The sequence below is a fragment of the Candidatus Thermoplasmatota archaeon genome (assembly GCA_035541015.1).
Taxonomy (GTDB): domain Archaea; phylum Thermoplasmatota; class SW-10-69-26; order JACQPN01; family JAIVGT01; genus DATLFM01.
The window spans coordinates 1-22185 of sequence record DATLFM010000110.1; the positions used below are offsets into that span (position 1 = coordinate 1).

Genomic DNA, 22185 nt, shown 5'->3' on the forward strand with positions numbered 1-22185 from the left:
ACCGCTCCCTGGAGGCCCGCGCCGGCGCGTACCTCGCGCCGCAGCACGTGCGGCCCCCGCCCGAGCCCCACCCCTGCCCCGTGTACGGCACGCCCACCGCGCGCGCGTACGACCAAAGCGGCGCCATGCGCGAGGAGACGCGCCCCGAGCGGCGGTGCGGCTTCCGCTACGCCGACGGGGTCGCGATGGGCCAGCACGTGAAGTTCCACCTCGACGAGCGGACCGGCGACGTCACGCGCTACACCGTGGAGGGCACGAGCGTCTTCTACGGCATGTCCGTGCGCGGCGGCAACCCGATCCTCGACGTCCAGAACCACGGATGGCTCTTCGCCCGCGGCCGCGTGGCGGCGTACGGCTTCCACGACGGCCCGGGCGGCGGCATCGCCGTGGCGGCCTGCGGCGCGCAGGAGGCCGGCGTGGTCTTCAAGCTCGCCGACGGCGTCTTTGCCAAGCAGGGCGACGGCGAAGTGTACCTTGGCGGCGCCTTCCACGGCGTCTTCACGGGCAAGGGCGCCGTGCGCCTGTCGGTGTCCGACAACGGCCGCGAGGTCCTCGCCAAGATCGCCGCCTCGAACGTCCGCTGCGAGCCAAACGGCGGCCAGGAGCCGCACCACGCGCTCCTGTTCCACGGCCGCCCCGCGCAGTTCCGCGACGAGCCCGAGCCCCTCGTTTCCGCGAAGGCCCGCGCGATCGCCGAGCGGCGCCTTGGCGCCGAGGCGGAGATCACCGCCGACGCGCAGCTTCGCACCGTGGACTACACGGGCGTCGAGGTCCGTCTTCGCGAGGCCGTGTCCGGCCGCGCGATCCTCACCGTGGACAGCCCGCAGCACGAGGGCAAGATCGTGACCTTCCGCCTGCCCCGCGCGATCCTCTCCGTGATGGCGCCCGAGGAGGTCTCGGTGCTCTTCGACGGCGGCGACGCGCGCATGGCGGCGAGCTTCGAGGACCTCCAGCGCGGCGGCCCCGAATCGAAGTTCGTGGTCGTGATCGCGGCCAACCACGTGGAGGTGCTCGTGTGGGTGCCCCACTTCAGCGTGCACGAGATCACGATCCAGTCCGTCGCGTCGGCCTCGATCGTGGGCAGCCCCGCGTGGATCGGCGTCGCCGTCGGCGGCGCCGCCATCGCCGCGGCCGCGTGCCTTACGCTGCGCGGACGGCGCGACCTCTAGAACGATGAAACCCGGGAGGCGCAAACCCTCGGCGCCTCCCCACCCTTTTCTTTTCTCGTCTTACCTTTTAGGGTCATAAAACGGTCGCCGCAACGCCGCTTGCCGAAAGGCGCATCCCTGGCTCAGCGGCTTCCACGCGCACCAACGCGAGGCCCACCGGCGATTCGTGGCCGGGCTTCACGGACGAGGTGACCGTGCCCACGTCCTTGCCGTCGCGCGAGAGCGTTGCGCCGGGCGCGGGCGGCTCCTTCGCGTCGAAGCGCACGCGCACGAGCCGGCGGTTCACCTTGCCGAGATTCTTGATGCGCGCCATCGTCTCCTGGCCCACAAAGCAGCCCTTCGCGAAGCTCACGAGCGGATCGAGTCCAACCTCTTGCGGGAAGACGTCGGGCGAAAGCTCGGCGCCAAAGCGCGGCTCTCCGGCCCACACGCGCGCGGTCTCCTCCGCCGCGAACCCCGCGGGCTGCGCGCCGGCCTGCCGAAGGAGCTTCCACATCTCGAGCGTCTCGTCGCGCTGGACGAGGAACTGGACGCCCGGAAGCTCGCCGAACGCAAACGCCCGCGCGTAGGCGTTTCCGGCCTGCACGAACGTGCCGTCCTTGGGCGCTTCGCCGTCGGTCACCTGCTCGAAGAGCCGCGGGGCAAGCGGGCCCACGAGGCGGATCTCGTCGAGGTCCGCCTCGCCCATGCGGCTTTTCGAGAAGCGCAGGTAGCGCTCGAGCGTGGTCTTGGCGGCGGCGGCGCAGCCGGCTTCCGCGAGGACGAGGTAGGCGGCGTCGGTCTCGAGGAGCGCAAGCCGCGCGACGAGGCGACCCTTGGGGTCCAGGAGCAGGCTCTCGCGCGCCTCGCCGGGCTTCATCCCGCGGATCTCGTTTGAAAGGACGCCGTGGAGGAGGCGCTCGCGATCGGGTCCTGCCAGCAGCCAGCGCGCGTGGCGGCGAGCGTCGAGGATGGCCACGCGGGCGGTGAGGGCTTCGTGCTCGGCCCAAGGGCTGCCGAAGCGCTCCGGCCCCGGCTGGCCCTCGAACGGGCGCATGCGCGCGCCCTCGGCGGCAAGCCACGCGTCAAGCTCCGTCACGTCGCCGCCAGCGCCGCGGCCCCCGAAAACCTTTCCGTATGAATCGTTCATGACGGGCCATCATCTAGTTATACGTCCGCCCGCATGCCGCGCGCATGGGCCTTGCCGCCTTCCTCGCCACGACCGAGGCGCTGGCGCCCCTCGTCCGGGCGCTTGCCTCGCGGGAGCTTGCCCGCGAGGGATGGAGCCAGGATCGCATCGCGCAGGCGCTTGGCGTCACGCAGAGCATGGTGAGCCGCTACCTCGCCGCGAAGCCGCCGCCCGCCGATGCGCTCGCCGCGCGCCTGGCCGAGGAGCTCTGCCGCGAGCTTCAGGACCCACCGTCGGCCCGGCCGGACGCGTGGGCCGCCCTCGTCCTCGAAACGGCGCGGTCGGGCGCCGACGACGCGCTCCACGACCTTCTGGAAGCCGAGCGCGCGCTTGCGGCCGCCGCGCCGCTTGCGCTTGTCCCCCAGATCGGCATCAACCTCGCGCGCGCGGCGCAGGACGCGACCGATCCCTCGCGGGTGGCCGCGTTCCCCGGCCGCATCGTGGAGGCCGCAGGCCGTCTCGTCGCGCCCGCGCCGCCGGCCTTTGGCGCAAGCGACCACCTCGCGCGCTGCCTGCTGCGCGCCCGCGCGCGCGATCCCGCAGTGCAGGCGATGGGAAGCGTGCGCGGGGGCGACGACGCGCGCCGCGCCGCCGCGCGGGAGGGGCTCGCTCCCGTGGACGTCTCGCGGAGGCGCGAGGCGCGAGGCGACCCGGACGCGGACTTTGCCGCGGCCGTCCGCGCCGCGCGGCCGCCCATCCTCGCGGTGCACGATCCGGGCGCCTTCGGGATCGAGCCGTGCCTTTACGTCGCCGGCCCGTCGGCGCGCGACGTGGCGCGCCGGATCGTCGCGATCGAACGGAACCTCGTGAGACCATGAGCCCCCGCCGACTGCTCGTCCCCGCCGCGCTTGCGATCGCCCTCCTTCTCGCCGGGTGCGCCGCGCCCCCGCCGCGGTCCCCGGACCCCGGCCCGGACGACGTCAAGGGCTACGACGGGACGTCGTGGCCGCGCCTCTCCGGCGTGACGCTCACGATCCTCGACCACGGCGCCCCGTGGGGCTTCGAGGAGGCCAAGCAGCGGTTCGAGAACCTCACCGGCGCGCGCGTGCTGCAGGTGCAGGCCGACGACACGGGAGCCGCGCTTGCGCGGGCCATCCGGGAGAAGGGCGCGCCCAGCTTCGACGTGATCTACGGCCTCGACAACGTCCTTCTCGCTCGCGCGGAGGCCGAGGGCATCCTCCACGCGTACAAGCCGTTCCTTGCCGACCGCGTGGACGCGCGCTACCGGTTCTTCCCGGACTCGGGCGCGTGGCCGGCCACGCCCGTCGACCACGGGTACATCGCGATCAACTGGGACCCCCGCCACCCGGACCTTCGCGAAGCCCACCTCGAGAGCCTGCTCGACGTCCGTGACCACGCGCGCCTGTTCGTCACGCAGGACCCGCGAACGAGCACGCCGGGCCTGGGCTTTCTCCTCGCGACGATCGCCACGTTCCCGGAGGGCGCGCCGTACGACTGGAAGGCGTACTGGCGCGACCTCTTTTCCGGCGGCGTCGTCGTGACGGCGGGCTGGACCGAGGCGTACGAGCAGCGTTTCAGCGGCGGCTACGGCGTGGACGCGGGCGGGCTTGGCGACAAGCCGATCGTCACGAGCTACAGCACGAGCCCCGCGTACGAGCATTTCTATGGGCGGCCGCGGGAGGACGCCGCGTCGGCGCTCGTGGCCGACAACGCGACCTTCCAGCAGATCCAGACCATGGCCATCCTGAAGGGAACGCGAAACCTGCTTGCAGCCAAAGCCTGGATCGAGTGGACGCTCACGGACGAGTTCCAGGACATGGCCGCGCCGCTGCGCGCGGTCTACCCCGCGGTGCCGGGCGTTCGCGTGAACGGCACCTTTGCCGACCTCGACCCCGCCCCCGACACGTTCGTTCCCGCCCGCTTCGAGTACCGGGATCTCGCGCAGCGGCTCGAGACGTGGGTCCGGCAGTGGGTCGACCTCTGCGAGGCGGCGAACTGCGCGTGACGCTTGCTCCCGTCGCCCGGCGGACGGCGCTCCTTCTTCTGGCCGCGCCGGTCGCCTTCCTCGCGACGTTCTTCTTTGGCCCGCTTGCCGTCGTCCTGGCCGCAGCGCCCCCGGGAAGCGCCGCGTGGGAGTGGATGGGGTCGGACTACGTCCGAGGGCGCGTCGGGGGCGCGGTCTTGCAGGCCGCGCTGTCGGTCGCGCTCACGCTCTTGGTCGCGGCCCCGCTCGCGTGGTTCCTCCACCGCCGCCGCGTGCCGTGGACGCGCGCGCAGCTTGCCGTGCACGCCGCGCCGTTCGTGCTTCCCGTCTTCGTCGTCGTGTACGGCGTGCAGCACGCGCTGGGTCCCCGCGGGCTTTCGGCAACCCTTCTTGGCGTCGACGCCTTGGCCGCCGTGGGTCCGCTGGGCGCCGTCGTGATCGCGCACGCGTACTACAACTACGGATTTGCCGCGCGCGTGCTCCACGGCACCCTCGAGCGGCGGCCGGTTGCGCTGGAGGAGGCCGCGCGCACGCTGGGGGCGCCGCCCACCTCGGCGTTCCTTCGCGTCACGCTGCCGGCGCTGTGGCCCGCGTTTGCGGCCGTCGCCGTCCTCGTGTTCCTGCTCACCTTCGCGAGCTTTGGCGTCGTGTTGTTCCTGGGCCAGGGACAAGTCTCCACGCTCGAGACCATGCTCTACCAGAACCTCGGCGGCGCGTTCCCGCGCGAGGATCGGGCCGCTGCGCTGGGCCTCCTGCAGCTTGTCGTGAACGTGGGCCTCTTCGCGGCGTACTTCGGCCTTCGCCGCCGCGACCTCTCCGTTCCCCTTGGCGCCGCCGCGCGCCGGGCGCCCGCGCGCCGGCGCGACCTTGCCCTTGCGGCGGCGTTCCTTGCGGTGGCCCTCGTTCCCCCGCTTGCCGTCTTCGCAGGCGCCTTCCGCGTGGGAAACGAGTGGAGCCTCGAAGCCTGGCGCGCGGTGTGGGACGCAAGCCACCCGCGCCACCTCGCCGGCTTCGACCTTCCCGCCGTCGTCGCCCGCAGCCTCGCCTACGCAGCGGCCACCGTCGCGCTTGCGCTCTCGTTCACGCTCTTGCTTGCCTACGGGTCGCGCGCGTTCCCGCGCCGCGCGCGCCAGGTCCTCGAGGGCGCGGCGGCCCTCCCGCTTGGCGTCTCGAGCCTCCTTGTCGGCCTCGGGCTCCTGCTGTCCTTTGGCGCGGGAAGCGCCTTCGACCTTCGCGAGAGCGCCGCGCTTGTCGTGATCGCCCACGCGCTGCTCGCGTTCCCGTTTGCCGCGCGCCTCGTGCTGCCCGCGCTCGACCTCCGCGACCGGCGCCTCGACGAGGCGGCCGCGACGCTTGGCGCGCGACCGTTGGACGTCGTCCGTCGGGTGCACCTGCCACAGCTGCGCGGGCCGCTTCTGCTGGCCGCCGGGCTTGCCGCGGCGGTCAGCCTGGGCGACTTTGGCGCAAGCCTTCTGCTCGCCCGCGACGACACGGCCACCCTTGCGGTCTGGATCGCCCGCATGGACGCGCCCTTCGACCCGCTTCGCAAGGCCCAGGCCACCGCGCTTGCCGCCATCCTCATGCTGCTTGCCGCCATGGCCTACCTCGTGGTCGAGCGCGCGCGCCCCCGGGGAGTGGCCGAGGCTTGACGCTCCGCATCGAGAACCTCGAGTTCACGTACCCCGGCTGGCCGCCCACGCTGCGCGGCGCAAGCCTCGCCGTCCCGGCGGGCGAGTCGGGCTTCCTCCTTGGCCCCTCCGGAAGCGGCAAAAGCACGCTCCTCCGCTGCGTCGCCGGCCTCGAACGGGACTACCGCGGCACGATCCGCTGGAACGACGACCCCCTCGACCCGCTGGCGCCCCACGCGCGCCGCGTCGGAATGCTCTTCCAGGAGCCCGCGCTCTTCCCCCACCTCTCCGTGCGCGAGAACGTGGCCTTTGGCATGCGGTACCAGGGAATCCCCCGCGACCGCGAGCGCGCGGAAGCCCAGTCGTGGCTGGCCCTCGTCGAGCTTGCGGGCAAGGCCGACGCGCGGCCCGACGAGCTCTCCGGCGGCGAGCGGCAACGCGTCGCGCTTGCGCGCACGCTTGCCGCCCGGCCGCGCGCCGTGCTCCTCGACGAGCCCATGAGCGCGCTCGACCGCGACCTGCGCGACGAGCTTGCTCCGCGCGTGAAAGCGCTCCTTGCCGAACGCAAGGTCGCCGCGCTGTGGGTCACGCACGACCGCGACGAGGCCCGCCGCCTCGCCGACCGCCTCTGGACGCTCGTGGACGGCCGCTGCGTCGAAGGGCTTCCGGAGGCGCGCGCATGATCGTCGGCCTCGTGCTCCACGGCGACGCCCCCGGCGAACGGGAGCTTCGGCTCCTCGACGCCTGCGACGTCCTCGTGTGCGCCGACGGCGGCGCCAACGGCCTCGTCGCCGCCGGCCGCATCCCCGACTGGATCGTCGGCGACTTCGACTCCATCGACCCGGCCGTGCTGGAGAAGTGCCGCGGCGCCAACCTCGTCGAGCTTCCCCGCCGCAAGGACTTCACCGACGGCGAGGCCGCCCTCAAGAAGGCCCTCGAACTCTCGCCGCGGCGCCTCCTTATCGCGGGCGCGCACGGCGGCTCCACGGCCCACTTCCTCGCGAACGTCGCGCTCCTGCGCCGCGCACAAGCCTCCGGCGTCGAGACGCTCATGGTCGGCGCCGGCGAGACGCTCCGCTTCGTCCCCGCGCCCGGAAGGCTTCCGCTTCCCCCGCGCGGCGCGCGCTTCCACCTCCTGCCCGAAGCCGGCGGCGCCACGGTCACGCTCCAAGGCACCGCCTACGACATCGAGAGACAGCCGCTTGCGTGGGGATCCTCGCGCGGGCTCTCAAACCGCGTCGAGCGCGACGGCGCGCTGCTGTCCGTACACGAAGGCGTCGTGCTCCTCGTCGCGGAGGGACCGTGACCGCGAGGTTCCTTGCGCCGCCCGACGACGGCGACGTCGCCTACGAGTTCTACGCGCCATACGCACACGTGCCGGGCCGCTTCGAGTGGATCCGCCTCCGCACGCGCACGCACGGCACCTTCGACGCCTTCGTGCTTCTCCCCGCCGACGCAAACGCCGCGCCCGACGTCTTCGTCAACTCGGACGACGGCAGCGACTTCCTCCACGAGCGCTTCCCCGAAGCGCGAGCCTGGCGCGTGCCCGAGCGGGCGCTTCGCATCGACGAGCGCGACGCGGGCCGCACCGTCGCCGGCCGGCTTCGCTCGGAGGACGGCCCGCTGCGCGAGGCGGACATGGTCCTCTCCGTACCGATCCGCGAGCCGCCGCAGACCGTGCGACACGGCGGCGAGGGCGCGCCGCGTTGGGGAAGCAAACAGTGGACGGGCTGGGGCGTCGACCTCGCGCTTCGCGCAACGGCCGCGGGCACGATCCGGTGGGCGGAACGGCACCGTCCGGAGGACCTGCGCGCCGTGCCCGCCGTCGTCACGCTTGGAAGCTTCCGACGGATCGCGTCCCGCCCGAGCGCGCCCTGAGCCGGTATGTATACATACGTATACGTGTGTATACGCCGCGGTTCCCATGGCAAAGAAGCAGACGACGATCCGCATCCCCGTCGCGCTCCGCGACCGCCTCGCCCGCCACCGCGCGCACCCGCGCGAGTCGCTCGCTGACGTCGTCGCCCGCGCGCTCGACGCCGCAGAGGGCAAGGCGGGCGCGCAGCTTGGCGCGTCCGCGCGGCTGTAGCCGCCGCGTCGGCGGTACGCTTATCTCACCCGCGCGTGTAACCGTACGCATGGCTTCGGGTTCGCCCCACACGCTTGCGGAGAAGATCCTCGCTCTCAAGGCGGGCAAGCGCGAGGTGTCGCCCGGCGAGATCGTGGACGCGAAGGTGGACGTCGCCATGGCGCACGAGGCGTGCGCGCAGGTCGTAAAGCCGCTCGACGAGATGGGCGCGACGAAGCTTTGGGACCCCGACCGCGTGGTCGTGCCGATCGACCACTGGGTTCCCGCGTCGACCGAGGCGTCGGCCAAGCTCCACGCGACGATCCGCGAGTTCGTGCAGAAGTGGGGCATTCGCCACTTCTACGACATCGGGAACCAGGGCATCTGCCATCAGATCATGGTCGAGGAGGGCTTCGTGCTGCCCGGCGACCTCATGGTCGGCACGGACAGCCACAGCAACATGGCCGGCGCGATGGGCGCGTTTGCATCCGGAATCGGCCCCACGGAGATGGCCGCCGTCATGGCCACGGGCGAGATCTGGCTTCGCGTTCCCGAGACCTTCCGCATGCGCATCACGGGCGAGCTGTCGTTCCCCGTGCAGAGCAAGGACCTCGTGCTCTCGATCATCGGGAGAATCGGCGACGACGGCGGCCGCTACATGGCCGTCGAGTTCGACGGCTCGGCCATCGAGAAGATGCCCATGTACGAGCGCTTCACGCTCACCAACATGACGACCGAGATGGGGGCGAAGACCGGCATCATTCCCGCCGACGCAAAGACGCTCGAATACCTCCGCAACGTCGACGTCAAGAACGGGCGGCGCGGCGAGGTCGAGCGGTACGCGGGCCTGCGCAGCGACGCGAACGCGCGTTTTGCCAAGTCGATCGAGATCGACGCCTCGGCGCTCGAGCCCGTCGTCGCCATGCCGCACTCGCCCGACAACGTGCGGCCCGTGCGCGAGGTGGACGTGCCGCGCGTCGACCAAGTCTTCGTGGGCTCGTGCACGAACGCGCGGCTCGAGGACATGCGCACGCTTGCCCGGATCATCAAGGGACAGAAGGTGGCCCGCGGAACGCGCCTTGTCGTCTTCCCCGCCTCCACGTCGATCTACAAGCAGTGCCTCAAGGAAGGCATCGTCGAGATCGTCACCGAGGCCGGCGGCATCTTCAACGCTGCTTCGTGCGGCGCGTGCTTTGGCGGAATGGGCGGCGTGCTCGCCTCGCAGGAAATCTGCGTCTCCACGAGCAACCGCAACTACGTCGGGCGCATGGGCCACCCCAAATCGCTCTCGTACCTCGTCTCGCCCGCCACGGCGGCGGTCACGGCGATCGAGGGCCGGCTCGTGGACCCGCGCGAGTTCGTGGGCAAGGAGATGCGGCGCGACATCGAGCGGCCGATGACGGCGTGAGCCCTTCGGCAGTCATCCGCTTGCTTGAACTCGAGCCCAAGTAGGTCTTAAGATTCCCTACCGCTTGGGCGGTTCGTGGACTGGGAGCTCACGACCGCGTTCAACGTAGCCGGCGGCGTCGCGGTGATCGCCTTTGGCCTGTTCGTGGCTTCCGTGCGGCCCCGGACGGAGCAGGCGACGGCCGTCGCAGCATTCCTGTTTGCTTTTGGTGCCGCCGTTTCCTGCATCAACTTGGCCGTCGTCGCGGGCCCCGCGTCGCCGCTTGTCCTGGCATTGTCGTGGGCTGCCGCGGGATTCTCGGTTGCGCAGATTGCAGCAACGGCCTTCGTGCTGAGGGTCGTCCCGGCCCGGCTTGCGCCCGGCGAGCGCGTGCTTCTCTTGATTCCCGTCGTTACCGTTGCGGCAATGGCCTGGGCGGGCCGTGGCGTTTTGACGGACGAGTCACCCACCATCGCAGCGCTTGGCCCGGGCGTACCGTTCTACCTTTTCTTCGCATGGATCAGCCTGGGCCTGTGGTATGGGTTGCTGCTTGTGATGGCGGCGCGCGTCGCCCGCCGCGCGGCGGCTCCGGCGATCCTCGAACGAACGCCGCTGCTTGCCGCCGCGCTCACGTTCTATCCGTTCAGCAGCACCGGCCGAGCCTTCTCCACGGATCCGGTGATCCGTGGGGCGTCGGAGCTTTTCGTCGTGTTTGCAGTCGTGGTCGCGCTCGCGTGGCTTTGGTCGTGGCATCGCGCGGGCAGACCGAGAGTCGGGAGAAACCTCGCGTGGCTTGGGCTTGGAATCGCCGTGGCGGGGCTTCTGGAAGGCGCGCTTGCGGGGGCGGAGTTCGGCAGCGGGATCGGCCTCAACGGCATCGCGCGCCTGCTCACGGTTGCCGTCCTGTCGTACGCGGTCGTCCGGCACCAGCTCCTGGGCATCGACGTGAAAGTCCGTTGGGGCATCAGCAAGACGACCGTCGCCGCGATCTTCATCACGGTGTTCTTCGTCATCAGCGAAGCGGCGCAAGTGGTTTTTTCGACCGAGGACAACGAGTACTTCGGCATCGCCGCGGCGGCCCTTCTCGTCTTTGCGATTGCGCCGCTCATGCAGTTTGCCGACCGGGTGGCGCACGCGGCGGTTCCGGTCGGCTCGCCGACAACGGCCACGCCGGCTGGAACTCCCGCGTCCCGTCGGCAGGACGTCTATCGCGCGGCGGTGCGGTATGCGATCCGCGAGGGGAGGGTGACGAGGGCCGAGGAGCGCCACTTGGCCGATCTTGCGGCCGAGCTTGGCATCGACGCGTCGACGGCGCTGTCCCTCCGCGAGACCGTCGAAAAGGAAGCGTCGCAAGCGTCGACGGAGGCGCGTTGGGCGTGATCGTGATCGCGACGGCGCTCGACGCGTGGCCTGGTACGCTTCGACGACGTTCGACGAGGTGAGCGGCGTTGCGCAGCAAGACCCGCTCGCCCCGCCGATCCGGCGGACGCGCGCTTTAAGCCTTCACGCGTCGTCAGTTCCGCTCGTTGGTCGAGATCGCCACCGACGCGGGGAGCATCCTCAACGCGGCAAGCGGCGCGCTTCTTGTTGCCTTGGGCGTCTTCGTCGCATCCGTCAAGCCGCGCGCTTCCGGCAACGTCGCCTTTGCGGCGTTTGCGGTGACCTTCGGGACCGGCGTGCTGCTTTTGAACGTCTTCTTGCAAGAGATCCTCCAAGGGACCGCAGCGGGAACGCTTGTGGCGTGGGTGAGCTTGGGGTCCATCGTCGCAAGCGCGGGGTTTGCGGCGCGGGTCGCCACCCGTTTTCCCCATCCCCTTGCCCCGGGGGACCGGCCGGCGCTTGCGTTGGCCTTGGCCATCGGGGTGCTCTACGTGGCGGTCGCCTCGTTTCTTGCCGTTCCGGCCGTGACGGCTCTTGCCCCGCGGAACCCGATCGTCGGCTCGGTCGCCCATTACGCCGCGGCCGTGTTGGCGTACGTCGCGGTCACCGGCGCGCTCACCTTCCTGCTCGTGATGTCGGCACTCCGTTACCGTCGCGAGAGCGACCCCGTCGCCCGCCGACAGTTCTTGCTGATGTCCGCCGCGCTCGTTCCGTACGTGGGCTTTGTCGCGGGAGCCGGCACGACCGACGGCTCGCCCACGTTCGTTGGACCGCCGGAGCTGGTCGCGACGGCCGCCGTTTCGATCGCGATCGTCACGGTTCTGGCCGCACTTTGGCTCCGCAACGCGAACGAGGGTCCCGAGGCGGCGGCGTGCAGGAACCTCGCGCTTCTCGCGCTGGGCGCGGCCCTTGCCGGATTGCTGTGGGCACGGCTGGACGGGCCGACCGGCCCGCGCGGCTTCCTGCGGACCCTTGGCGTTCTCGTCTTCGCCTACGCGATCTTGCGGATGCAGCTGCTTGGCATCGACGTGAAGGTCCGCTGGGGCATCAGCCGCGGGACGATCGCGGCCGCCTTCATCGCGGTCTTCTTCGTCGCAAGCGAAGCGGCGCAGGTCGTCTTCGGCGGGGAAGAGAACCCGTACGTCGGGATCGCGGCCGCGGGCCTGCTCGTGTTCGCGATCGCGCCCTTGCAGCGCGCGGCGGACCGGCTCGCACAGGCGGCGGTTCCAGGCGACGATTTGCGGAGGGCCGCGGGGAAGGAGGACGCGTTCCGCACCGCAGCCCGGTTCGCGCTTCGTGACCATCGTCTCTCGACCGAGGAGGAGCTTGCGCTTGCGCACTTGTCCGACGAGCTTGGGCTCTCGCACCGTCGGGCGCTTGAGCTGCGAAACGAAGTGGAGGCGGACCTTGCCGCCAAGCGGCCGACGGCCGGGAGGAGTCGGTCTTGACGCCGGATCTTTCGCAGGCCGCCCTGTTCAACGTCGCAGGCGCCCTCCTGCTGGCAGCCGTGGGGGTCTTCGTGGGCTCGATCCGTCCGCGGACGCTCGTGAACCGGCGGTTCGCGCTCTTTGCGATCGGCCTTGGTCTGGCCCTCGCCTGCAACAGCCTCGTCGTGCGGGACCTCACCCTCCTGACGAGCCCCTTGGCCGTCGTGCTCCTGGCTGCCGGCGCTCCGTTGTTTGTCCTGTCGGCCGTTGGAATCGTCGGGCTGGCGGCATTGTTCCCAAGGCCGTTGAGCTCCTCCGAACGACGGCTTGCCCTCCTAGCTGTCCTTCCAGCCTTGTGGGTCGTCCTCGTGCCAAACCTTCCGGCCTATCTCCACTGGGAGATCGCAAGCGGCCTGTACGTGGACGGTCAGCTCGTCTCGGTCTGGACGGCCGCGCCCACGCTCGCTGCAGCCTTGTTCCTGGGCGGCCAAGCAGCAGGCGTGGCCTTGGCCGCTTTCTGGTACTGCACGTTTCTCTTCGCGCTTCGGTACCACCGCGAGCCGCGGCAGGAGTATTACCTCCTCAGCGCAGCCCTCATTCTCCTGATCGCATACGTCGTCGGGGTCGAGATCCTTCGCGCCTGGCGCCACACGGGCCCACTTCCTTTCTTCACGCCGGCGGTGTTCGTGGGGTTCTTGCCACCGACGCTTGCGTTGTCGGCCTTGTGGCTTCGCAACGTGCGGATCTCCCCCCGCCCCGCCGCCGCGCGGACGGTCGCATGGCTGCCGCTTGCCGTGGCCCTGGCCGCGATGGCGCAGATCCTGGTGGAGCCCCGCTCCTTGCACGGCCTTGCCCGCTTCGCGAGCGTCCTGCTCCTCGCCTACGCCATCGTTCGCCACCAGCTCCTTGGCATCGACGTGAAGGTGCGCTGGACCATCAGCCGCGGGACGATCGCCGCCGCCTTCATCGCGGTCTTCTTCGTCGTGAGCGAAGCGGCGCAGGTCGTCTTCGGCGGGGAAGAGAACCCGTACGTCGGGATCGCGGCCGCGGGCCTGCTCGTGTTCGCGATCGCGCCCTTGCAGCGCGCGGCGGACCGGCTCGCGCAGGCGGCCGTGCCCGCCAGCGGTTCTGCCGTTCCGCCCTCCGACCGCGAGGAAACCTACCGCGCGGCCGTGCGCATGGCGCTTCGCGGCGGCATCTCACGCGACGAGGAGCGGACGTTGGCGCGGCTTGCGCGCGACCTTGGCATCGACGCGCACCGGGCGTTTGAGATCCGCGAGGAAACTGAGCGGACGGACTCGCGCGCGCCTCTGGCTTGAGACGCCGTTTCAGGACCCGCCGATAAGCGTTAAGCCATGGAGCGCGCAATGCCGTTCGTGCGCCACGCCTCGCTTGTGGTTCTGTTCCTTGTCTCGATCGTTGCTGCCTCTGGGTGCCTGGGCCCTTCCGAAACCGCGCGACCTCCCCCGGACGATCCACGCACGCAGCGCGACCCGCCTCCGCCGCCAGCACCGGATCCGCAGGCCGGAGAGGTCGTTCGCTTCCTCGTCCTGGGCGATCAAGGCACGGGCACGCCCGCGCAGCACCGCGTCGCGGCGGCCATGCTATCGGTGTGCGAAGAACTCGGCTGCGACTTCGTCGTCGGAACGGGCGACAACATCTACGAGGTCGGCGTGACGAGCCACTACGACCCACAGTTTCTCGAGAAGTTCGAAGCCCCCTACGCGGCCTTCGACATCCCCTTCTACATGACGCTTGGCAACCACGACAACGGGCTGCAGCGCGAGGCCTGGGCGCTTGGCGACTTCCAAGTCGCCTACGCGCAGCGGACCGACCGACCCAGCGAGAAGTGGCAAATGCCGGCGCGACACTACAAGCACGAGCACGGCGCGCTTGCGTTCTTCGCGCTCGACACCTACCTCATCTTCGGACAGAGAGCCGCCTTGGGCAAGGACCCCGAGGGCGCCGCGCAGGCTGCGTGGCTTGCGCGTGAGCTTCCCGCACGCGGAGCCACGTGGACGTTCGCCCACGCGCATTATCCGTACATCAGCAACGGCCAGCACGGCAACGCCGCCCCGGAGCTTCGCGCGTGGTTCGAGGCGACCATCTGCGACAAGGTGGACGTCTTCTTCGCCGGCCACGAGCACGATCTGCAGTGGCTCGCCCCCGTCCCCTCCTGCGGCGCGACGCACTTTGTCATCAGCGGCGGAGGCGCCAAGACGCGCCCGCTTGCCGATCCCTCCCGCAACGAGGCGTACTTCCAGAAGGGCGACACGCTCGGGTTCGTCTGGGCAAGCGTGGAGGGCGAGACGCTTGCGCTGCGATTCTACGACGGGGACGCGAACCTCCTGCACGAGGGGACGATCGAGCGCGCGGCGTAGCCGTCAAAGGTAGCCGCGCATCTTGTCGAAGAAGCCGCGGCCCGTCGTGGGCTTCCCGGTTTGGCCCGAAAGCTCGCGCACGGCTTCCCGCTCTTTGGCCGAGAGCTTGCGCGGGATCTCCACCTCCACGCGGACGATCTGGTCCCCGCGGCGGCCGCCGCGCACCTCGGGCATGCCGTGGCCCGGCAACCGGAAGAGAGTGTGGCTCTGCGTGCCCGGCGGGATGGGAAGCTTCTCCTCCCCCTCCAGCGTTGGCACCTCGATCGTTCCCCCGAGGATGGCCGTCGCGAGGTCGATCCGCGTGACGCAGAAGAGGTTTGCGCCCTCGCGCTCAAAGACGGCATGCGGGCGGACGCCCACGAGAACGAAGAGATCGCCGGGAGGCGCGCCGGGCTCGCCCTCCTCACCGGCGCCCGCGACGCGGAGATGGTGGCCGTCCTCGATGCCAGGCGGGATGCGGACGCGCAGCGATTCCTCCGCTCGCACGCGGCCCTGACCGCGACAGTCGCGGCAGGCTTGGCGCGAGAATCGGCCGCGCCCCCCGCATTCGGCGCACGGCTGGATGGACACGAACTGCCCAAACGCCGTGCGCTGAGCCTGGCGGACCTGCCCCGCGCCGCCGCAGGCGCGGCAGGTCTCGATGCTGCCGGGCGTGGCGCCCGTGCCCTCGCAGGTCGCGCAGCCGCGGGCGTGGACCACGAGGACAGGCTTCTCCGTCCCCTGGAACGACTCCTCGAGGTCGATCTCGACCTCGGCGCGCAGATCCAGGCCCTGGCGCGGGCCCCGCCGGCCGAAGGCTTCGAAGAGATCCCCCAGCCCAAAGTCGCGGAAGAGGTCGTTGAGGTTGATGTCAAAGCCGCGGAAGCCGGCGACGTCCTCGGGCGCAAACGCGCCGTGCCCGTGACGGTCGTACTGGGCGCGCCGCTGCGGGTCGGAAAGGACCTGGAACGCCTCGTTGATCTCCTTGAAGCGCGCCTCGGCTTCCGGGTTGCCGGGGTTCACGTCGGGGTGCCACTTGCGGGCAAGCTGGCGGAAGGCTTTCTTGATCGCATCCGGCGTGGCGTCGCGGTCAAGGCCGAGGACCTCGTAGTAGTCGCGCTTGTCCGCCATGGCCCCGCCGATTCCTACGGCTCCCGCTTGGCGTCCGTGTCAACGACGTTTTCCGGCTTCTCGTTCGCATCTCGCACGTGAACGCGGTGGCCCTCACCGGAGCCGTCCGCTCGGGCGTCCGGCCCGCCGGTGGCCTGCGCGGCCGCGCTTGCGGCGCTGCCGTACACCGCCTGCCCCACGCCGGCAAGCGCCTTCTCGAGCCGATCCTTGGCAGCGCGAACCTTGGCGACGTCTTGGCTTGCAAGGGCGGACTTCACGTCTTGGGCTGCCGATTCGACGGCGGTGAGCACCTCCTTGGGTACCTTGCTTGCGTGCTCGGCGATCGCCTTCTCGGCGGCGTAGACGAGCGCGTCCGCCTCGTTGCGAAGCTCGATCTCCTGCCGCCGGCGCTTGTCCTCCTCCTCGTGCTCCTTTGCCTCGCGCACCATGCGCTGGACGTCGGCGTCAGCGAGCTTGGTCGAGGCCGTCACGGTCATCTTCTGCTCCTTGCCCGTGCCGAGGTCCTTTGCGGAGACGTGGAGGATACCCGAGGCGTCGATGTCGAAGGTGACCTCGATCTGCGGGACGCCGCGCGGCGCCGGCGGGATGCCGACGAGGTTGAACTGGCCCAGGCTCACGTTGTCCTTGGCCATGGGCCGCTCGCCCTGGAGCACGTGCACGGTCACGGCCGTCTGGAGGTCGGAGGCGGTGGAGAAGATCTGGCTCTTCTTCGTGGGGATGGTGGTGTTCCTCTCGATGAGGGGTGTGAGGACCTTGCCGAGGGTTTCGATGCCCAGTGTAAGCGGCGTCACGTCGAGCAGCACGAGATCCTTTACGTCTCCGGCCAGGATGCCGCCTTGGATCGCAGCGCCCAGCGCCACGCATTCCATCGGGTCCACCCCGCGCGCGACCTTCGTGCCGACGCGCTCTTCGAGGAACTTGTGCACGACGGGCATGCGCGTGGGGCCGCCCACGAGCACGATGCGGTCGATGTCGCCCCTCGTTAGCTTGGCGTCGGCGAGCGCCTGCTCGACGGGGTGGATGCAGCGCGCGACGATGGGCGCCACGATCTGCTCGAGCTTCGCGCGCGTGAGGCGGAGCTGCAGGTGCTTGGGCCCGGAGGCGTCCGCCGTCACGTAGGGGAGGTTGATGTCGGTCTCGAGCACCGTGGAGAGCTCGATCTTGGCCTTCTCGGCGGCCTCGCGCACCCGCTGCATGGCCATGGCGTCCTTGCGAAGGTCCACCCCCTGCTCGCGGCGGAACTCGGAGACGATCCAGTCGACAAGGGCAGCGTCCATGTCCGTGCCGCCAAGCTGCGTGTCGCCGGAGGTGGACAGCACGTTGAACGTGCCCTCGCCCATTTCCATGATCGTCACGTCGAGCGTGCCGCCGCCAAGGTCGAACACGAGAATCTTGTGGTCGCCCTCCTTGTCGAGGCCGTAGGCCATTGCGGCGGCCGTGGGTTCGTTCACGAGGCGCACGACCTCGAGGCCCGCGATGCGTCCGGCGTCCTTGGTCGCCGTGCGCTGGTTGTCGTTGAAGTATGCGGGAACCGTGATGACGGCCTTTGTCACGGGCTCGCCGAGGAACGCCTCGGCGTCGCGCTTGATCTTTTGCAGGAGAAAGGCTGAGATCTGCTGGGGCGTGTACTCCTTGCCGTGCAGGCGGAAGGCGTGGCTCGTTCCCATCTTGCGCTTGGCGGCAAGCACCGTGCCCTCGGGGTTCGAGACGGTCTGGCGGCGGGCCGGCTCGCCGACGAGCAGCTGCCCGTCCCGGGTGAAGGCCACGACGGAGGGGAACATCTTGCCGGCCACCGTGGCGCCTTCGGCCGACGGGACGATGGTGGGCTTGCCGCCCATCATGACGGCGGCTTGGCTGTTGGACGTTCCAAGGTCGATGCCGAGGATCTTCTCACGCGTCATGGGAATCACCTTCTGGAGTGGCAGTCGGGGGAGAAGCGGCGATCCGGACCTGCGAAGGACGGATCACGCGGTCGCCCACCGCGTAGCCCTTCACGATCTCGGAGAGGACCGTGCCTTCGGGCTTGTCGGAGCTCTCGCGCGCCACGGCCTCGTGCAGGAACGGGTCGAAGGGCTTGCCGACGGGATCGAGCGCCCGAAGCCCCCGCGCCTGCAGAACGGAGAGGAGGTTGCCGTGCAGGAGGGAAAGCCCGCGACGCTCGTCACCGTCGGGGAGCGTCGCGAGCGCGCGGTCGAAGTCGTCGAGGACGGGAAGGAGGTCGCGCGCAAACGACTCGACCGCGCGACGCTCGACCTCGGCGCGCTCGCGGGCGAAGCTCTTGCGAAGGTTCTCAAGGTCGGCCTGGAGATACCGAAGCTGCGAGAGCCGGTCCTGCGCGAGCTGCTGCGCTTTGGCAAGCTCGGCTTGGAGACGGTCGGCCTCCTCCGAAGGGGCGGACGATCGCTCCGTCGCAACCGGCGGCGTCTCGCTCGACAAAGGGCTCCCCGAAGGCCGACAAAAAAAGCGGTTCCATATGAACCTTTTGTCGGGCCCGCTCGGAAGCCCTAGGTGCGACGCCGGCGCGCCGCAACCGCCAAGGCGCCAACTGCGGCAAGCAGGATTACCGGCTCCAACCCCGGCACGCTGGCCGGCTCCTCGCCTCCGGTCGGGTTGAGCACGCCGTCGAGGAGCCCGCGCGGCTCCTGGCTTTCGACAAGCGTGAAGCCAAGCGCGTTGTAGAGCACCTGGTAGCCCGTGGCGGTTACGGCGTAGCTTGCAAGGCCGTAGGGTGGATCGTGCTCTGTCGTAGGCGGAGCCAAGAGGGCGCCGAGGAAGACGATCTCGCCCTTGCCAAGAGGAAGCGTTCCGAGGCTCGCGGCGCTTGTGGAGCCCGAGGTTCCGGCCACGGCGCCGCCGGCCGATTCGACGGCCGTGGCGGCGATCGTCCAGATGGGCGCCGAGCCGCGAAGGTCGTAGCCGATTGTGATGCCGCTGTAGAGCTCGCGGGCCAGCCCGCGCACGCCCTTTGCAAGAGCGTGGTCGCCAACGATGTTCGCATAGCCGAGGTAGCCTGTGGTTTCCTTGACCTCGTCGGCGGCGACGGCACCCAACGCGTGCGCAAGCGCGAGCGCGCCGTCCGTCACGACAAGGCGCCCGCCGGCCTCGACCCACGCCTTCATCGCAGAGACGGCGGCGGCGTTGGAAAGGAGCGATTCTGCGGCGCGGCCGCCGACGGCAAAGCGGTCGAAGTCCGATAGGCGGCCGGCGGCGACGTCGGTTGCCGAGAGACCCGCGACCGGGCCGTCGACCACGTTTGCCATGTCGGCCCAGAACTCGTTGAGATCCGCGCGGACCTTGCGTTCGAAGACGGCGGCCGAGTCCGCGAGCCCCTCGGGGGCCGCGCCCACGTCCGTGGCAAGCGGGTCGACGAGGTAGGCGAGCTTGTGCCCGTTTGCCTGCACGAGCGCGAAGATTTTCTGCTGCGCCGTCTCCACGTAGGAGCGCACGATCTCGCGCACCGTGTGTACGTGCATGTCGTTCAGGATGGCGACGTAGTTGTCGTCGAACGTGATGTGGTTGTACGCAAGCTCGAAGTCGAAGCCCTCGGCCTCGACGAACTGCGCGAAGAACTCGCCCGTCGTTCCCGAGTCCGTGTAGCCGATCGTGTCCCAGGTCGTGCCGTACTCGTTGAAGTTGCCGCCGGCCAGGCCCACGTTGGGAAGCGACGAGAACCACGGGTAGCGCTCGCTTGCCATCGCGTTTAGCCGTTCCTTCACGTTCTCGGCAAGGCGGACGTTGCGGAGGTGGCCCGTGGGCGTCTCCTGCGCCGAGGGGATAAGCGAGAGGACGAAGTGGCCCTCGCGAAGGCACGTGCCGCCCAAGAACGGCGACGTGCGCGGCAGGCATTGGATGGGCTTTCCGTACCCGGCGAACAGGATCCCGCTGTCGGCCGGGTGCAGCATGCCGTGGATGTCCGTCGCGTACATCGCGCGGCCCTTGAACTGGAGGTAGTAGGGCGCAAGGCCTGCGATCTCCGGCTCGGAGAGGGCCGGGCCGCGGCCGCCTCCCGATTGGTACCACCCCATCGAGGGGAAGTCGCGGTTCAAGTCGCGGCCGTTGCCGTTGCCGCGCGTGTAGCCCGTGTTGACGGGGTCGCCCAGGCGGTGCTCGAGCTCCTCGTGCGCCCACCCGTCCACGTTCGGGAACGTGAAGACGAGCAGGAACTGATCGAGGATCGCCGCGCGGAAGGCCTCGTCGTAGTAGTGGCCGGCCGCGAGATCCTCGATCACGCGCATGCCGCCCTCGCGTCCGCCCTTCTCGTTGCCGTGGATCGAGAGCTGGAAGATGAGGACGGGCTTCTCGTCGCGCGGCGTCGCGCTCTTGTCGTTTGTAACCTCGACCGCGACGATGGGATATTGCGCGCGACCACCCGTGGCCGTCGGGATGCCAAAGCTGCTGCCGACCTCCCTGACGACCAGAACGTCGGGGTGGGCCTTGGCAAGCTTGTCGATTCCGGCGTAGAACTCGCGGATGCCCACGAAGTCGGTCGTCTCAAGCGGCTCCGGGAAGACGCGCGAGCTTGCGCTTGCGCTTGGAAGCGGCCCCGCCTGGGAGAGCGGCACCATCGACAGGGCGATCGCGGCCGATACGGCGAGGGCAAGGACGCGCCTCATGAGAAGCCTCAAGTCCGCCGACTCTGGACGATGCTATTTCAGGTTTGTGGTGGGCCTGTTGGTCAAGAGCGCCTCGCCCAACGCTTGCGCGGCCGCCCCCAAGACGCACCGGGCCCGTCCGTGCATGCCTCGGAGCAGGTTTAAGCCGACGTGCGCGCGTGGCGCGGCGTGCTGCCCGTCTTCGACGTCTTGTCGCCCGAGACGCTCAACGTGGCAAGCGGCCTCCTCGCGGCCTCGCATCTTGCGCTCACGGGGCGTGCCAAGCGGCTTGGCACCGGCGCCCGCCGGAACATGGAGATGCGCCGCGAGGTGAAGCGTGACGAGCCTGGGGCGCCGGAGGCGACGCCGTGAGCCTCAACCTTGGCGCGGGCGCGCTTGCAAGCGTCGCGGGGGCCCTTCTCATGGTCGGGCTGGGCCTTGCGGTCCTCCGGGTCCGGCCGCGCCGTCGGGAGAACGTGGCCTTCGCGGCCTTTGCCATGGCCTTTGGCGGCGGGTTCGTGCCGGTCAACCTGTTCACGCCCGACGATCCGGTGATGGCCCATGCAGCCATGCTCGCCGCGCTGCTGTTCACCGCGGCAGCGGTTGCGCTTGCGTTCCTGGGCCGCTTGTTCCCCGTGCCGTTGGCCGTCGGCGAGTGGAAACTTGCTGTCCCAGCCGCCGCCGTGGGCGCCGCCGCGGCCGTGCGCGTGCCCCTTGTTGCGCTTCCTTCGCTGGACCCCGCCCTGCACGGTCTTCCGTTTGTCCTGGGCATCGTCGCGCTTGGGATCAGCCACGGCGCCGGGCTTGCGTTCCTGCTGTTCCTCGGGCTCCGCTTCCCGCGGTACGCGTCGGATCCGCGAATCGCAAGTCAGTTCGCCCTGGCAAGCGCCGGGATCGGTATCCTGCCGGCCTTTGCGCTTGGTTCCTCCCTGCGGCAGATCACGACGGTCGAGACTGCGCCCACGGACCCGATGCTCGCAGCTGCGGGATTTGGCATCCTCTTGCTGCTTGCGGGCATGTGGCTTTGGAATGCAGCCGTTGCCGCCCGGCCGGCGGCGGCCCGAAACGTCGCTTGGTTTCTTCTCGTCGTGGCGCTTCTCGGACTTGTCTCGGCCTCCTTCAATCTCGTGGGCGCGGCCGGCGTCGCGCGAATGGCAACGGTGGCGCTTCTGGCCTACGCCATCCTGCGCCATCAGCTCCTTGGCATCGACGTCACGCTTCGTTGGGGGCTTGGCAAGACCACAGCGGCGGCCATCTTCATCACCGTCTTTTTCCTCGTGAGCGAGGCCGCGCAGGTTCTCTTTCGCGAGGAGGGCAACGAATACTTCGGCATCCTGGCGGCGGGGCTCCTCGTCTTCGCGATCGCGCCGCTCATGCAATTTGCGGATCGGGTCGCGCAGGCGGCCGTGCCGATCGGAGCCGCCGATCCGCGGCCCTCGCGCGAGGAGGCCTACCGTCGCGCGGTGCGCCTTGCGCTGCGAGGCGGGATCACGCGCGAGGAGGAGCTTTCCCTTGCGATGCTCGCGCGCGAGCTTGGCATCGACGCGCACCGGGCGCTCACGCTCCGCCACGAGGTGGAGGAAGCCCGATCGGGCGCAACGCATGAGAAGGCGGTGGCGTGAGCCTCTTGTGGAACCCGTGGGCGATCCCGGGACTCTTGGGCGCCGCCTTGTTTGTGGCCTCGGCCGCCATCCTCTACTTCACGGCCCCGCAGCGGCGCTTGAACCGCATGGCAAGCGTCATGCTCTATGTGAACGGCTTCCACGTGCTCGCTTCCGGCAGCGTCTCGCTCGTCCTGTTCACCGATGCCGCAAGCGCAGGCGCCGCGGTTGGGACCTGAACGCATCGGAACCTTTTTCTCTCCCCCCGCCGGTCGGCCGCCCCATGCCCTTGCGCGTGCCCGTTCTCGTCGACGCGCTCCCGGGACGGG

21 protein-coding genes are annotated in these 22185 nt (G+C 70.0%); 16 read left to right on the plus strand and 5 right to left on the minus strand.

Annotated features, from left to right (window positions below; genetic code table 11):
- Positions 1 to 1169: hypothetical protein (locus tag VM681_10735; protein HVL88460.1), on the plus strand; the 1169-nt coding region annotated here is incomplete at its 5' end.
- Between the two features lie 73 nt (positions 1170 to 1242).
- Here VM681_10735 and VM681_10740 read toward each other — a convergent pair.
- Positions 1243 to 2247, minus strand: a complete 1005-nt coding sequence (locus VM681_10740) for a hypothetical protein (protein HVL88461.1) — start codon at positions 2245 to 2247, stop codon at positions 1243 to 1245.
- A 95-nt stretch (positions 2248 to 2342) separates the two neighbouring features.
- Here VM681_10740 and VM681_10745 point away from each other — a divergent pair, with 95 nt between their 5' ends.
- From VM681_10745 to VM681_10800, 12 genes are all read left to right on the plus strand, one after another.
- Positions 2343 to 3155 (plus strand): thiamine-phosphate synthase family protein, encoded by an 813-nt coding sequence (locus tag VM681_10745; GenBank protein ID HVL88462.1) that lies wholly within the window; start codon positions 2343 to 2345, stop codon positions 3153 to 3155.
- Positions 3152 to 4303, plus strand: a complete 1152-nt coding sequence (locus VM681_10750; GenBank protein ID HVL88463.1) for a thiamine ABC transporter substrate-binding protein — start codon at positions 3152 to 3154, stop codon at positions 4301 to 4303. Before VM681_10745 ends, VM681_10750 begins: the two co-directional genes overlap by 4 nt.
- Positions 4300 to 5931 carry an ABC transporter permease subunit gene (locus VM681_10755; GenBank protein ID HVL88464.1) on the plus strand — a complete coding sequence of 544 codons (1632 nt, stop codon included), beginning with the start codon at positions 4300 to 4302 and terminating at the stop codon, positions 5929 to 5931. Before VM681_10750 ends, VM681_10755 begins: the two co-directional genes overlap by 4 nt.
- Positions 5928 to 6593: an ABC transporter ATP-binding protein gene (locus tag VM681_10760; GenBank protein HVL88465.1), complete on the plus strand. Its 666-nt coding sequence runs from the start codon at positions 5928 to 5930 to the stop codon at positions 6591 to 6593. The genes VM681_10755 and VM681_10760 overlap by 4 nt, the downstream gene beginning before the upstream one ends.
- A complete protein-coding gene (locus tag VM681_10765; GenBank protein HVL88466.1) occupies positions 6590 to 7216 on the plus strand; it encodes a thiamine diphosphokinase in 627 nt (208 codons plus the stop codon). The genes VM681_10760 and VM681_10765 overlap by 4 nt, the downstream gene beginning before the upstream one ends.
- Positions 7213 to 7788: a hypothetical protein gene (locus tag VM681_10770; GenBank protein HVL88467.1), complete on the plus strand. Its 576-nt coding sequence runs from the start codon at positions 7213 to 7215 to the stop codon at positions 7786 to 7788. Before VM681_10765 ends, VM681_10770 begins: the two co-directional genes overlap by 4 nt.
- Before the next feature lie 46 nt (positions 7789 to 7834).
- Positions 7835 to 7999, plus strand: a complete 165-nt coding sequence (locus VM681_10775; protein ID HVL88468.1) for a hypothetical protein — start codon at positions 7835 to 7837, stop codon at positions 7997 to 7999.
- Between the two features lie 49 nt (positions 8000 to 8048).
- Positions 8049 to 9386, plus strand: coding sequence for a 3-isopropylmalate dehydratase large subunit (locus VM681_10780; GenBank protein ID HVL88469.1), 1338 nt, complete (start codon positions 8049 to 8051; stop codon positions 9384 to 9386).
- A gap of 75 nt (positions 9387 to 9461) precedes the next feature.
- Positions 9462 to 10745, plus strand: coding sequence for a hypothetical protein (locus VM681_10785; protein ID HVL88470.1), 1284 nt, complete (start codon positions 9462 to 9464; stop codon positions 10743 to 10745).
- A gap of 146 nt (positions 10746 to 10891) precedes the next feature.
- Positions 10892 to 12193: a hypothetical protein gene (locus tag VM681_10790; GenBank protein HVL88471.1), complete on the plus strand. Its 1302-nt coding sequence runs from the start codon at positions 10892 to 10894 to the stop codon at positions 12191 to 12193.
- Positions 12190 to 13491 carry a hypothetical protein gene (locus VM681_10795; GenBank protein ID HVL88472.1) on the plus strand — a complete coding sequence of 434 codons (1302 nt, stop codon included), beginning with the start codon at positions 12190 to 12192 and terminating at the stop codon, positions 13489 to 13491. Before VM681_10790 ends, VM681_10795 begins: the two co-directional genes overlap by 4 nt.
- 36 nt (positions 13492 to 13527) lie before the next feature.
- Positions 13528 to 14553 carry a metallophosphoesterase gene (locus VM681_10800; GenBank protein ID HVL88473.1) on the plus strand — a complete coding sequence of 342 codons (1026 nt, stop codon included), beginning with the start codon at positions 13528 to 13530 and terminating at the stop codon, positions 14551 to 14553.
- 3 nt (positions 14554 to 14556) lie between these two features.
- Here the strand turns inward: VM681_10800 and dnaJ are convergent, their stop codons facing one another.
- The 4 genes from dnaJ to VM681_10820 all read right to left on the minus strand — a co-directional run bounded on the left by dnaJ (position 14557) and on the right by VM681_10820 (position 20288).
- Positions 14557 to 15663, minus strand: a complete 1107-nt coding sequence (gene dnaJ / locus VM681_10805; GenBank protein HVL88474.1) for a molecular chaperone DnaJ — start codon at positions 15661 to 15663, stop codon at positions 14557 to 14559.
- Positions 15664 to 15677: 14 nt separating this feature from the next.
- The gene (gene dnaK, locus VM681_10810) at positions 15678 to 17564 is read right to left on the minus strand and encodes a molecular chaperone DnaK (GenBank protein ID HVL88475.1); all 1887 of its coding nucleotides are present in this window, start codon (positions 17562 to 17564) and stop codon (positions 15678 to 15680) included.
- Complete coding sequence (locus VM681_10815; protein ID HVL88476.1) at positions 17554 to 18099, minus strand: nucleotide exchange factor GrpE; 546 nt, start codon at positions 18097 to 18099, stop codon at positions 17554 to 17556. The genes dnaK and VM681_10815 overlap by 11 nt, the downstream gene beginning before the upstream one ends.
- A 68-nt stretch (positions 18100 to 18167) precedes the next feature.
- Positions 18168 to 20288 carry a M14 family zinc carboxypeptidase gene (locus VM681_10820; protein HVL88477.1) on the minus strand — a complete coding sequence of 707 codons (2121 nt, stop codon included), beginning with the start codon at positions 20286 to 20288 and terminating at the stop codon, positions 18168 to 18170.
- Positions 20289 to 20444: 156 nt separating this feature from the next.
- Between VM681_10820 and VM681_10825 the strand changes: the two genes are divergently transcribed.
- From VM681_10825 to VM681_10835, 3 genes are read left to right on the plus strand one after another with little or no spacing between them, the layout of a single operon-like run.
- The gene (locus tag VM681_10825; GenBank protein ID HVL88478.1) at positions 20445 to 20627 is read left to right on the plus strand and encodes a hypothetical protein; all 183 of its coding nucleotides are present in this window, start codon (positions 20445 to 20447) and stop codon (positions 20625 to 20627) included.
- Positions 20624 to 21877: a hypothetical protein gene (locus tag VM681_10830; protein ID HVL88479.1), complete on the plus strand. Its 1254-nt coding sequence runs from the start codon at positions 20624 to 20626 to the stop codon at positions 21875 to 21877. The genes VM681_10825 and VM681_10830 overlap by 4 nt, the downstream gene beginning before the upstream one ends.
- On the plus strand, positions 21874 to 22095 hold the full coding sequence (locus VM681_10835) for a hypothetical protein (protein ID HVL88480.1): 222 nt from the start codon (positions 21874 to 21876) through the stop codon (positions 22093 to 22095). Before VM681_10830 ends, VM681_10835 begins: the two co-directional genes overlap by 4 nt.
- The last annotated feature ends 90 nt before the right edge of the window (positions 22096 to 22185 follow it).